The following is an 11,704-nucleotide window of genomic DNA, read 5'->3' as shown; positions in this document are numbered from 1 at the left end:
GGCGGGGGAGGGCGGCGGGTCAGAACCTGATGCCGCCCAGCAGGCTCGCCAGGCTCGCGCTGCCGGCCTTGATGCTGGGCGCGATCGCCGTGCTGGCCATGAAGAACCCGAAGAGAGCGCAGACCACGGCGTGGGAGCACTTGAGATTGTCCTTGCGGCAGAACAGAAAGACGATGATGGCGAGCAGCACGACGCCCGAGATGGACAGAATCATGAGGTTCTCCTGTGAGGTGAGGGACGTTCGCCGTCACCGTGAGTTGTTCCAGATTCACAGCATGTATTGATACGGGGAAAGCTGCAAACGGGGGAATTGTCATGAAATTCAGTCGATTGGCCGAACGATGGCGCACCCCGCGCCCGGTCGGCCGTCCCTGGGCGGATCATTGCCACCGGCGCCCGAGCCCATGTCGCGAGTGCCGCAGTACGCTGGCGAATCACTCGTACGGGCGCAGCGCGCCGGGCGCGGAGCAGGGAAGGCGGACCAGCGGATGAGTGCTCAGGGAGCGGGAGCCGAGGGCGGCACGGGCCAGGGCGGGCCCGGGGAGGCCGATCCGGAGGTCGTCGAACTGGCGGGCCGGATCTTCGACCTCGCGCGCACCGGCGACGCCGCGGCCCTGGCCGCCTACACCGACGCCGGAGTCCCCGTGAACCTCACCAACGACAGGGGCGACTCGCTCGTCATGCTCGCCGCCTACCACGGCCACGCCGAGGCGGTGCGCGCCCTGCTGGAGCGCGGCGCCGACCCCGACCGCGCCAACGACCGCGGCCAGACCCCGCTCGCCGGGGCCGTGTTCAAGGGCGAGGACGATGTGATCACTGCGCTGCTCGACGCCGGCGCGGACCCCGGGGCCGGGACGCCCTCAGCGGTGGACACGGCCCGCATGTTCGGCAAGGACGAGCTGCTGAAGCGGTTCGCGGCGCGCTGACCCGGCGGGGTGCCAGGCCCTCGGGCGGGCCGGGGGCCCGGCCTGAAGCGGGCCCAGGACGCGAGTGGGCTCAGGGCGGTAAGTGAGCTCAGGGCGCAAGTGGGCTCAGAACAGCGGCATTTGACCGGGGAACGGCGGCGCGTCGAGGTCGATCAGCGGCGGCTGGGTGTCGCCGACCGAGGTGAGGCGCCGCGAGCCGGGGCATGAGACCAGTTCCAGGACCGTACGGCGCCCCGGCGGGTCGTGCCGGGCGAGCCGGCCGCCGACCACGGCGATCTCACGGCGGCAGACGGGACAGGCGCGGCGCGGAGCAGACATGCGCTCAGTTTCCCCCAACTCGTCCGCGAACAGGGCGAGGACCAGGCCCGAACCGTACGGAACGGCGGCTTCCCCGCGGAACTTTCCCCGTACGCCCCGCCGTTGTCGGTGGCAGGTCCGATCATTACCTTGTCCGGACGAGGTGTTGGTCGAGGTAGTTAAGGAAGTCATGGAGCCCCACCACAGCGAACCCGCGTCGGGATGCCCCTACGCGCCACTGGAGTCGATGGACCTGGAGCCGCTGCTGAACCGGGACTACGAGGCCCGCCCCTCGTTGGTGTACGAGCGGCTGCGCGCGGAGCACGGCCCGGTGGCACCGGTCGACCTGCTGGGGGTGCCGGTCTGGCTCGTCCTCGGCTACAAGGAAGCGTTCGAGGTCCTGCAGAACACCCAGGCCTGGCCCAAGGGGTTGGAGAACTGGAAGGCCAGAACCGAGGGCCGCGTGCCGGGCGACTGGCCGCTGGCGCCCTCCCTCGAGGTCAACCACGTACTGATCCAGGACGGCGAGGGCCACCGCGCGCTGCGGGCGGCCTGGGACACGGCGCTCAAGCCCTTCCAGGACCCGTCGCACGTCCAGGCCAAGCGGCTGCGGGCGGTCGTCACCGAGTGCGCGGACGAGTTGATATCCGTGCTCGCGGACGGCGACGGCAGCGGGCTGGCCGACATGTCCGCCCAGTTCGCCCGGCCGCTGCCGCTGATGGTCGCCAGCCATCTGCTGGGTTTCCCCAACTCGCAGGGCGACGACGCGCTGATGGACATGTGGCGGGTGCTCGACGCCGGGCCGGACGCGGGGCCCGCGCTGGAGCGGCTGCTCGGGGCGCTGGCCGAGCTGGGAACCCAGAAGATGGCGGAGCCGGGGGACGACTTCCCGTCGTACCTGCTGGCCGCCCACCCCGAGCTGACCGTGGACGAGCTGGCCCGCGAGCTGATGATGCTGCTCGGGATGGTCTCCGACCATGTGGGCATCCTGATCTCCAACACGATCGTCGAGGTGATCGGCGGCGACGGCGAGGCGCGCGCCAGCCTGTCCTCCGGGATCCTCCGGGAGACGATGAACCGGGTGGTGATGAACAAGCCGCCGCTCGTCAACTTCCCGCCGCGGTTCCCGGTCTCCGACAGGAAGCTCGGCAACTACACGATCGCCGCCGGGGACCAGGTCTGGGTGTCCATCGCCGCCGCGCACGCCGACCCGATCTTCGCCGGGAACGTCGCCCAGAGCGCCGCGGTCAGCACCCGGGCGCATCTGGCCTGGGGTGCCGGACCGCGCCAGTGCCCGGCCCGCGAGCTGGCCACCACGGTGGCCGCGGTGGCGGTCAGCCGGGTGTTCGAGCGGTTCAGTGAGCTCGAACTCGCCCTGCCCGCAGACCAGTTGCCGTGGCGGTCCTCCCCGTTCATGCGCGGCCTGCGGTCGATGCCGGTGCACTACCAGCTGGCCGAGGCGCCCGCGGGTACGGAGTCCTACGCCGACCAGGCCTCCGCCCCCACGTCCGCCGCGGAAGCCGCCGCCGAAGCGGTCACCTCGGTCGAGGGCGCCGGCCGTTCCCGCTCTTCGCTGTGGCGCTACCTGGCGGGACTGGTTCGCGGGCGGTGACCCGGCCGTAACGCCCAAAGCCCCGGCCGTACGCCCAAGCCCGGTCGTATGCCCAAGCCCCGGCCGTACGCGCATGCCCCGGCCTCCGTCTCGTGAGGACGGGGGCCGGGGTGCCCGGCGGCAAACGCTTGCTCCACACTGTCCGTCATGGACCTGCAGATCACCGCGACCGACCCCGAGCACCCGGCGGCGCTTCTCGACCTGCCGTGGAGCATTCCGCTGGAGGACTGGCCCGAGGAGCACCTGGTCGCCCTGCCGCGGGGCATCTCCCGCCACGTGGTCCGCTTCGCGCGCGCGGGCGACGAGGTGGTCGCGGTCAAGGAGGTCGGCGAGTGGGCGGCCGTACGGGAGTACGGGCTGCTGCGCGACCTCGACCGGCTGGCCGTTCCCTCGGTGGACCCCGTGGCCGTCGTCACTGGACGCACCGCCGCGGACGGCACCCCGCTGGAGCCGGTCCTCATCACGCGCCACCTCAACGGTTCGCTGCCGTACCGCTCCATGTTCGAGACCACGATGCGGCCCGGCACCATCAGCCGGCTGCTCGACGCCCTGGCCGTCCTGCTGGTCCGGCTGCACCTCAACGGCTTTGCGTGGGGCGACTGCTCGCTCTCCAACACCCTCTTCCGGCGCGACGCGGGCGCCTACGCCGCCTATCTGGTCGACGCCGAGACCGGTCAGATCCAGCCGCGGCTCTCCAACGGCCAGCGCGACTACGACATCGATGTCGCCCGGGTGAACATCGCCGGTGAGCTGCTGGACCTGGAGGCGGGCGGGTCCCTGCACCCGTCGGTCGACCCGGTGCTGTTCGGCCAGGCGATCGTCGAGCGGTACGGCGCGCTGTGGCACGAGCTGACCCGCGAGTCGGTCTACCCGCTCGCCAAGCGGCACTACATCGACCGCCGCATCCGCCGCCTCAACGACCTCGGCTTCGACGTGGCCGAGATGCAGATCCAGCGTTCGCCCGAGGGAGACGCCGTCACCTTCCTGCCGAAGGTCGTGGACGCCGGCCACCACCAGCGCCAGCTGCTCCGGCTGACCGGCATGGACGCCGAGGAGAACCAGGCCCGCAGCCTCCTCAACGACCTCGAGACCTGGATGGCCACCCAGGACGACTACGCGCCCGGCGACCCCCTCGGCGCGCGCCCGGAAGTCCTCGCCCACCGCTGGGTGCGCGATGTCTTCCGGCCGACCGTACGCGCCGTGCCGCGCGAGTTGCGCGGCTCCGTCGACACCGCTCAGATCTACCACGAACTGCTGGAGCACCGCTGGTACCTCTCCGAGCGCGCCCAGCGCGACGTGGGCCTGGAGGCCGCGGTCGAGGACTACACAGCGAACGTGCTGCCGAACCGCCCCGAGGCCAAACCCCTCGACGAGCAGGGGGAGTTGGACGAGGACTCGCTCACGTAGGTCTCAGGCCGAGGGCAGGCGCTTCAGGCGGGCAGCACGCACGCCGCCGACGCCACCGCGAACGGGCTTCCCACCGGCACCAGTTCACCGCTCCCGCGCTCCACGCCGAACACGGTCACCGTGCCCGACTTCCGGTTCGCGGCGAACAGCAGGCGCCCGGTGGGGGAGAGGGCGATGTGCCGCGGGTCGTCGCCGCGCACGGGCACGGTGCCGAGCAGCCGCAGCCGGGCGCCCGCGCCCTCGACGGCGTAGCGGGTGAGGCTGTTGTGCCCCCGGTTGGCCAGATACGCGAAGGCGCCGTCCGGGGTGACCAGCAGCTGCGCGGGCCGGTTCGCCTCGTCCTCCGCGCCCGTGGGCTGCGGGGTGCCGGGGGTGAGGCGGCCCGTCGCGTGGTCGTAGCGGCAGACGACGACCGTGTTGTCCAGCTCGTTGGCGAGGTACGCGAAGGCGCCGGACGGATGGAACGTCAGATGGCGCGGCCCCGCGCCCGACTCCACCTCGGCGTACGAGACCGGCGTCAGCGTCCCGCTCCGGGGGGCGAGCCGGTAGCTGTAGACGGTGTCGGTGCCGAGGTCGACGGCCAGGACGTGCCCGCCGTCCGGGCTGGTGACGACCTGGTGCGCGTGCGGGCCCCCCTGCCCGGGACCCGGGCCAGGGGCGTCGTGTGCCACCAGGTCGGTGCGCTCGCCCGCGGCCCCGTCGGCGCCGAGCCGGTGCACGGCCAGGTCGCCGGATCCGTAGTGTGCCGTCAGCAGGAACCGCCCGCTGGGGTGGACGGAGAGATGGCAGGGCCTCGACCCTCCGGTGGCCCGCACGGAGAACAGCCGCGACCGCTCCGAGAACGGCCGCGACCGCTCCCCGGACGGCAGCGCGACCGCCGCCACGCTGCCCTGCTCCCGCTCGTCGGCCGCGTAGAGCGTCCGGCCCGAGGGGGAGAGGGCGAGGAAGGACGGGTTGGTGAGGCCGGTGACGGTCGGGCCACCGGAAGTGATCCGGCCTGACCTCTCGTCGTACGCGGCCGGCACGATGCCGGTGGGCCCGGACTCGGAGCCGTATGTGCCGATGTACAGCGGCCGGACGCCCGGCGCGGGGCCGGCGCCGGGGTGCGGTGTGCGCGATCCGCCGCCGCTCCGCCCCCGCTCCTTGTCCTCGCAGCCCGCCACGGCGCCGAGCATCGCGCCGGTCGCGGCGGCTGCCGCGCCCAGGGCGAAGCGGCGGCGGCTCACCTCCCGGCCGCGCCGCATCGGGCCTGCCTGGGGGCCGCGCGAGTCGGTCATCGGATGTGTCCTCGAGACGAGATGGGGACGGGGAAATGGGACTAAAGGGCATCTATTCATAAACGATGTAGAAGCGCACAATCTGTCCCGTACGGCGCTGTCCCGTACGGCGGAGTGCCTCACCCGATGGGCGGCGGGCGGCCGAGTCTTCGCACGGCGCCGCGGAAGTCCGCACCACCTGCGCGCCTTCGGCATTCGCGGGACGGGCTGGTGCCCTGTTGGCGGAACGGATCCGCCGCCGCGGCGCGTGCGCTTGACGGGGTGTCGGGGTGCCATGGGTGCCGTGGCGCGGACGTCGCTCGCGGGCGGCAAGGACCCCGCATCCGTGCCGGAGGAGATGTTTCATGCGCACTTCATCGCGCGTCATGGCGGCGAGCTTTCTCATCATCGCCGTAGCGGTGGGCGGTCCCGCGACGACCGTCGTGGCAGACGATCAGACGGACTACGGGCAGTCGGACTCCGGTTCCGGCTACGGCCAAGGCGGCGGCGGAGGCGGCGGCGGAGGCGGTTACGGCGACCAACGGCTGACCATCACCCCCTCGATGCCGAAAGAGGGCTCCAGCGTCACCCTGATCGTCAAGGCCGACTGCGAGGCCCCGGCGGTCAAGGTCGAGTCGGACGGCTTCTCCCCTCGCGTGGCCTGGCTGCACGACAAGGGCGGCGGCAAGTACTTCGTCGGCTCCGCCACCGTCGTGCACCACGCCAAGAAGGGCGACCGCTTCCAGGTCACCGCCAAGTGCACGAGGGGCGAGACGATGTACGGCGGCTTCACCATCGGCCACGGCGCGTGGAAGGGCTCCCACGCCGGCCTGGGAGGCAGTGCCGGCGGCGTGGACACCACCTCGCTGGCCGCCGGCGGCGCCCTGCTGGCCGCGGCGGTGGGCGGTTCGATCCTCGTCATCCGCCGCCGGAGCGGCAGCCATAGCTGAACCGGCGGCCCGGGTGCCGGAGTTCCGCTCCGGCGCCCGGGCCGTACGGAAAGGACACGCAGTGAGCCCGGTGACGCTACGCCATGCCACCCGCCGTCCCCGCCCGAGCCGCCGTCTCGTACGGCGGCTGGTGTTCGGCGGACTCGCCGGCCTGCTGGGCCTCGTGCCCGCCGCGGGCGGTGCCTGGGCGCGGGCCGCGGACCGGCCCTCGGCACACCAGCACCGCGGCCCGGGCCACGGGTCGTACGCGCCCCGCACCGCGGGCAGCGGTTCCGACGCGCGCGTCGGAACCCGCTGGGAACCGGAGCCGCAGGACGAGTTGCCCGAGTGGCTCAGGGAGATCGCCGAGGACTACCCGCTCCCGGATGACGAGTCCGAGGAGGACGAGCCCGAGGAGGGCGGCCCGGACGAGGAGGTCCAGCAGTCCGGCTCGGACGTGCCGCACGAGGGGGCGCCTGCGGGGGTCTGGTCCAGGCCCGTCGCCTCCGGCCGCGTCTCGCAGGGCTACGGGGTGTCCGGCGGCTGGAGCGCCGGGCGCCACACGGGCATCGACCTGGCCGTGCCGGTCGGCACCCCCGTACGCTCCGTCGGCGCCGGCCTCGTCATCAAGGCCGGGCCGGGCGGCGACTACGGGCTGATGGAGCTCATCAAGATGGACGACGGGCACTACACGCTCTTCGCCCACCTGTCGAAGATCCTGGTGAAACCCGGCGACCGCGTACGGACCGGCAGCCTGATCGGCTACTCCGGCAACACCGGGCGCTCCTCGGGGCCGCACCTCCACTTCGAGGTGCGGAAGACACCCGCGTACGGCTCGGACATCAACCCGGTGACGTATCTCGCGTCGAAGGGGGTGGCGCTCCGGCGTACGCGGTCGGCTCAGGCCAGTGAGGCGGAGAGCGTGATCGTCGTACCCGAAAGGGCCTGGCTCACCGGGCAGTTGGCCTTCGCGTCCTCGGCGGCCGAGGCGAACGCGGCCTCGTCCACGCCCGACACCTGCCCCCGCACCGTGATGTGGATCCCGGTGATGCCGGTGCCCGGCTGGAAGGTCACCTCGGCCTGCGTGTTCAGCTGCGTCGGCGGCGTACCGGCCTTGGTGAGGCCGTTCGAGAGGGCCATCGAGAAGCAGGAGGAGTGCGCGGCCGCGATCAGCTCCTCGGGGCTGGTCTTCCCGTCCGGCTGCTCGGCGCGCGCGGCCCAGGAGACCGGGTAGTCGCCGATGCCCGAGGAGTCGAAGGCGACGGTGCCGCTGCCCTCGAGCAGGTTGCCGTCCCACACGGTGTGCGCGGTGCGCGTCGTGGCCACGATCATTCCCTCCTGTGTACGGATGACGTCACCGAAGATCGTGCGCTTCCGTGTGGCGGGAGGGGGACCGACGCGCCGGTGCGGCCGGGGCGCTCGGGAGCGCGTCCCGGTGCTCGGCCGGCCAGGCCGGGCGGCGGATGAGCGCGGTCCACTCGCTGTCGTACCGGCCGGGCACGGCTCTGCCCGCCGCGGCCCAGCGCTCGACCATGGCCGAGTAGATCGGCGCCTCCGTCTGCTGGGGAACCCCGTTTGCGTCCACCGGCCGCAGCAGTGTCCTGCGATGCCCGGCGACCCGTCGTAGCTGGATGGTTGTCACGATCAACCAACGCGCCGGACGGCGGCCCGGTCACCTCCGCGGCCGCCCGACCACCCGCACCGGCGCCACTTCGCACAAGCCATCGACCGGCCGTGCCCGCCGGGCCGGCGGTGCGGAACCAGGGCTTCTCCGCCCGGCTACCGGCCCCCGCTGCCCGCCGCGGTCTGACCGCCGCTCCCGCCCGGGCCGGCGGGTATGAACACCACGCTGGTGCTGTGCTCGCCGTGCGCCCGGTTCTGGCCCGGGTCCAGCACCGGGCCCGGGCTGCCGCCGCAGCCGGGCGAGGCGTAGAGCTGGGCCCGCAGTTCGGTGTTGTTGCGGAAGGCCGTGGCGGAGCCGCCGAGCGGGTAGCAGATCCCGGCCCGCGGAGTGCCGATGGACTGCGTCGGGTCGCCGTCGCCGAAGTCGAAGGACAGCTGCTGCGCCGCCGGCGAGGGCGGCGGGGCCTCGGGCTTGGCCCCGGCGGCCGAGGTGCCGGTCCCGGACCCGTCGCCGGCGGAGCCCGCCGCCTGGGCCGCACCGAGCGCAGCCCCGACGACTCCGGCGGCCGCCGCGATCGACACGCATCGGTTTCTCACGCTCATGCATCGATCTAGAGGTGACCGCGCGGGTGCCCGCAACCGCTGGAAGCCGCTCCGAGGCGCCGTCAGCCGCCCTGCGCGGCACGGTCTTCCGAGGTCCGGCGCCACTTCTCGCGCACCACCACCTCGTGCATCCGCCATCCCGCGTCCGTGCGGCGGAGGCGGAAGGTGTAGCGGCCGCCGGAGGTGAAGTTCGGTGCCGTCGGCTGATCGGCCTCGGGCCCCGGCGCGTCCAGCCGCATCGGGTTGACGTACTCCGCGCGCAGCACCGCGCTGTCCCCGGCGTGCCCGTCCACTCGCTCGATCGTCACATGCCGGTTCAGGATCAGGTGCTGGCGTACGGGGAAGAGCCGCATCGTCTCCTCCAGCCACCCCGCGACCTCGGCCGCCGGGCCCTCGATCCCGCCGGCGGAGCGGTAGTCGGCGCGTCCGTCCGAAGTGAACAGGGCCCGGTACGCGGCCCAGTCGCCATCGTCGACCGTCCTCGCGTAACCGGTGATCAGATCGTCGATGGCCAGCCGGTCCAGGAGGCCCGTGAGCTCAGCGCGCTGCGTCATGCGCTCAGTGTTGGGCAGCGAGGCGGCCGGGCCAAGAGGCACGACGAGCAGGAGGCCGCGGATCCGGCCGGGGCCCCGCGGGACCGGCGTGTCGCCCCAAGACCCGCAGGACACGCCGTGAGCGGCTGGACGGCGGATACGACTACCGGATCGTCGCACTCTTTCGAGGGAGGGCTCCGGGTGGTGTCCCGGGAGCGCGCGGGAAGGGGCCCGAACCTGGTGCCACCCACCCCCTCGCCCCTGGCGAAAGGACCCTCCATGCCGCTGCCCCAGGCCCTCGGTGCCGCCCATCTGGCGGTCGACCTCGGCACCTCCTGCACCCGGATGCGCGGGCCCAAGGGGGCCTCCTTCGAAGGGGCCTCGATGCTCGCGGTCGACATCCAGGCGGGGAAGATCGTGGCGGTCGGCGACCCGGCCAAGGCGATGGCGGGCCGCACACCGCCGGCCATCGAGACCGTCGCGCCGATCCGCCGTGGGGTCATCACCGACTTCGACGCCGCCACCCGGCTGCTGTGGCACGCCATCGGCCGGCAGCGCCGCGGGCGGCTGCGCTCCTGGCTGCCGCCGCGCGTGGTCGCGGGCGTCCCCGCGCAGGCCACCGAGGTCCAGCAGCGGGCCGTCGAGGAGGCCTTCGAGTTCGCCGGGGCCCGCTCGGTGCACCTGCTGCCGAAAGTGACGCTCGCGGCCATCGGCGCCGGAGTGCCGGTGTGGGACGCGACTGGCACCATGATCGTCGACATCGGCGCGGGCACGACCGAGGTCGCCGCCTTCGCCTTCGGCAACATGGTCGCGGCCGTCTCCTCCACCACCGCGGGCGACACCTTCGGTGAGGCCCTGCGGGTCCATCTGCAGGGCGAGTACAACCTGGCGCTCAGTGCCGAGGCCGCCGAGGAGGTCAAGATCTCCCTCAGCCGGGCGGCCGCGAGCGGCAGGAACACCCGCGTCGAGGTCCGAGGGAGGGACCGCATCAGCGACCTGCCCAAGTCCGTGACGATGTCGGCGGGCGAGCTGATGCAGGTCGTGGCGCCCGAGGCGAGGCGGATCGCGGCCTCCGTCGCCGCGGTGGTCGGAAAGTGCCCGCCGAGCGTGGCGGACGACATCGTCGGCCGCGGACTGGTGCTCACCGGCGGCGGGGCGCTGCTGGGCGGGCTCGCCGAGCACCTCGGACGCGCCGTGGGCATGGCCGTCCACCTGGTCGACTCCCCGCAGACCTCGGTGGTCGACGGCGCCGTGCGCTGGCTCGCCGACGCCGGCACCCCGTCGGGCCGTCAGCCGCTGCTCGCCCCGATCTGACCGACGTCCCGTCAGGTGGATCACGCCGCCGGGCAACTGACGTCCCGTCCGTCCCCGCACGGATGGAGCAGGAACTCGCGGCACCCGTTGGCAACCCTTCCTACGGTGCGGATATGGACACGATGTCTGGACGGAACACCCGGATCGGCGCCGCGGCAGCTGCCGCCGCCGTGTGTCTTGCGGTCGCGGGCCCCGCGGCCGCGCCGGCGTACGCGGACGGCCACGGGCAGCACCACGCCGCCCCAGCCCCCGCCGCTGCCGGTGGCCCTCTGCTCAACCGACCCGGAGTCCAGGTGCTGCCCAGGGCCGGCGCACCACGGCTCCCCGAAAACCTGTCCGCCCGGTCGTGGATGGTCACCGACGCCCGTACGGGCGAGGTGCTCGCGGCCAAGGACGCGCACTGGCGGCTCGCCCCGGCGAGCACGCTGAAGACCCTCTTCGCGGTGACCGTGCTGCCCCGGCTGCCGCAGAGCGCGCTCCACCAGGTCTCCGCGCAGGATCTCGCCGGGATGGGCGAGGGCAGCAGCAAGGTGGGCATCCAGCCGGGCAAGCGGTACGCGGTCTCGGACCTGTGGCACGGAGTATTTCTCAGCTCGGGTAACGACGCGGTCCGCGCGCTCGCTGCGATGAACGGTTCGATGCCGTTGACGGTTCGTCAAATGCAGGACAAGGCCAGCGACTTGGGTGCCAGGGACACCCACGTGGTCTCGGCGGACGGCTATGACGCGCCGGGCCAGGTGTCCTCGGCCTACGACCTCTCCCTGTTCGCCCTCGAGGGCCTGTCCAACCCCGACTTCGTCCGCTACAGCTCGACCGGCAGGGCCATGTTCCCGATGGGGCGCAAGCCCAACGGCGAGGAGAACGGCCACTTCCAGATCCAGAACACCAACCGCCTGCTGGTCGGCGCGCCCGGCCTCCCCCCGTACCCCGGGCTGATCGGTGTGAAGAACGGCTACACCAGCCGCGCGGGCAACACGCTCGTCGCTGCCGCCCGCCGCGATGGGCGGACGCTGGTCACCACGGTGATGAACCCCGGCTCCGGAATCCCCAACGCCGTCTACCACGAGGCCGCCGCGCTGCTGGACTGGGGCTTCGACTCGGTCGGCAGGGTCGACCCGGTCGCCATGGTGCGGACCCCGCGGACCGCGGGCGGCGGGTACGGGCATGCCCACCACGGCGCGCCGGGCTTCTCGCAGGGTGTGGG

Annotated in this window: 13 protein-coding genes and 1 pseudogene; 7 read left to right on the top strand and 7 right to left on the bottom strand. The window is 72.9% G+C overall.

Annotated elements, in window-relative coordinates:
- Window positions 1-19: 19 nt before the first annotated feature.
- Window positions 20-214, bottom strand: coding sequence for a hypothetical protein (locus tag AOK16_RS06825; RefSeq protein ID WP_055471327.1), 195 nt, complete (start codon window positions 212-214; stop codon window positions 20-22).
- A 274-nt stretch (window positions 215-488) separates the two neighbouring features.
- On the opposite strand from AOK16_RS06825, the gene AOK16_RS06820 reads away from it, so the two are divergent.
- Complete coding sequence (locus tag AOK16_RS06820; RefSeq protein ID WP_055471326.1) at window positions 489-926, top strand: ankyrin repeat domain-containing protein; 438 nt, start codon at window positions 489-491, stop codon at window positions 924-926.
- A 105-nt stretch (window positions 927-1,031) separates the two neighbouring features.
- Here the strand turns inward: AOK16_RS06820 and AOK16_RS06815 are convergent, their stop codons facing one another.
- Entirely contained in the window at window positions 1,032-1,244 is a 213-nt protein-coding gene (locus tag AOK16_RS06815) for a hypothetical protein (protein ID WP_055471325.1), read from the bottom strand.
- A 169-nt stretch (window positions 1,245-1,413) separates the two neighbouring features.
- On the opposite strand from AOK16_RS06815, the gene AOK16_RS06810 reads away from it, so the two are divergent.
- Window positions 1,414-2,835: a cytochrome P450 gene (locus AOK16_RS06810; protein ID WP_055471324.1), complete on the top strand. Its 1,422-nt coding sequence runs from the start codon at window positions 1,414-1,416 to the stop codon at window positions 2,833-2,835.
- Between the two features lie 147 nt (window positions 2,836-2,982).
- Window positions 2,983-4,242 (top strand): DUF4032 domain-containing protein, encoded by a 1,260-nt coding sequence (locus AOK16_RS06805; protein WP_055471323.1) that lies wholly within the window; start codon window positions 2,983-2,985, stop codon window positions 4,240-4,242.
- 23 nt (window positions 4,243-4,265) lie between these two features.
- On the opposite strand, the gene AOK16_RS06800 is transcribed toward AOK16_RS06805, so the two are convergent.
- The gene (locus tag AOK16_RS06800) at window positions 4,266-5,519 is read right to left on the bottom strand and encodes a lactonase family protein (protein ID WP_240483415.1); all 1,254 of its coding nucleotides are present in this window, start codon (window positions 5,517-5,519) and stop codon (window positions 4,266-4,268) included.
- Between the two features lie 344 nt (window positions 5,520-5,863).
- On the opposite strand from AOK16_RS06800, the gene AOK16_RS06795 reads away from it, so the two are divergent.
- Both AOK16_RS06795 and AOK16_RS29045 read left to right on the top strand, forming a co-directional pair.
- The gene (locus AOK16_RS06795; protein WP_157859129.1) at window positions 5,864-6,448 is read left to right on the top strand and encodes a hypothetical protein; all 585 of its coding nucleotides are present in this window, start codon (window positions 5,864-5,866) and stop codon (window positions 6,446-6,448) included.
- Window positions 6,339-7,262 (top strand): annotated as a pseudogene (locus AOK16_RS29045) (M23 family metallopeptidase); the annotation flags it as partial. The gene AOK16_RS06795 and the pseudogene AOK16_RS29045, both read left to right, overlap by 110 nt.
- A gap of 65 nt (window positions 7,263-7,327) precedes the next feature.
- Here the strand turns inward: AOK16_RS29045 and AOK16_RS27390 are convergent.
- The 4 genes from AOK16_RS27390 to AOK16_RS06775 form a co-directional block, all read right to left on the bottom strand.
- Window positions 7,328-7,753 carry an OsmC family peroxiredoxin gene (locus AOK16_RS27390; RefSeq protein WP_169790866.1) on the bottom strand — a complete coding sequence of 142 codons (426 nt, stop codon included), beginning with the start codon at window positions 7,751-7,753 and terminating at the stop codon, window positions 7,328-7,330.
- Window positions 7,754-7,781: 28 nt separating this feature from the next.
- Entirely contained in the window at window positions 7,782-8,069 is a 288-nt protein-coding gene (locus AOK16_RS06785; protein WP_157859128.1) for a hypothetical protein, read from the bottom strand.
- 137 nt (window positions 8,070-8,206) lie between these two features.
- Window positions 8,207-8,632, bottom strand: coding sequence for a hypothetical protein (locus tag AOK16_RS26355; RefSeq protein ID WP_055471319.1), 426 nt, complete (start codon window positions 8,630-8,632; stop codon window positions 8,207-8,209).
- Window positions 8,633-8,715: 83 nt separating this feature from the next.
- A complete protein-coding gene (locus AOK16_RS06775; protein ID WP_055471318.1) occupies window positions 8,716-9,207 on the bottom strand; it encodes a nuclear transport factor 2 family protein in 492 nt (163 codons plus the stop codon).
- 258 nt (window positions 9,208-9,465) lie between these two features.
- Between AOK16_RS06775 and AOK16_RS06770 the strand changes: the two genes are divergently transcribed.
- Together AOK16_RS06770 and AOK16_RS06765 are read left to right on the top strand one after the other, a co-directional pair.
- Window positions 9,466-10,500: a rod shape-determining protein gene (locus tag AOK16_RS06770; RefSeq protein ID WP_055471317.1), complete on the top strand. Its 1,035-nt coding sequence runs from the start codon at window positions 9,466-9,468 to the stop codon at window positions 10,498-10,500.
- 113 nt (window positions 10,501-10,613) lie between these two features.
- On the top strand, window positions 10,614-11,704 hold a 1,091-nt coding region (locus tag AOK16_RS06765; protein WP_240483414.1), incomplete at its 3' end, for a D-alanyl-D-alanine carboxypeptidase family protein.

The organism is Streptomyces pathocidini (genome assembly GCF_001418495.1).
In the GTDB taxonomy this organism is placed as follows: domain Bacteria; phylum Actinomycetota; class Actinomycetes; order Streptomycetales; family Streptomycetaceae; genus Streptomyces; species Streptomyces pathocidini.
This window is presented reverse-complemented; position numbering and strand designations above follow the sequence as displayed.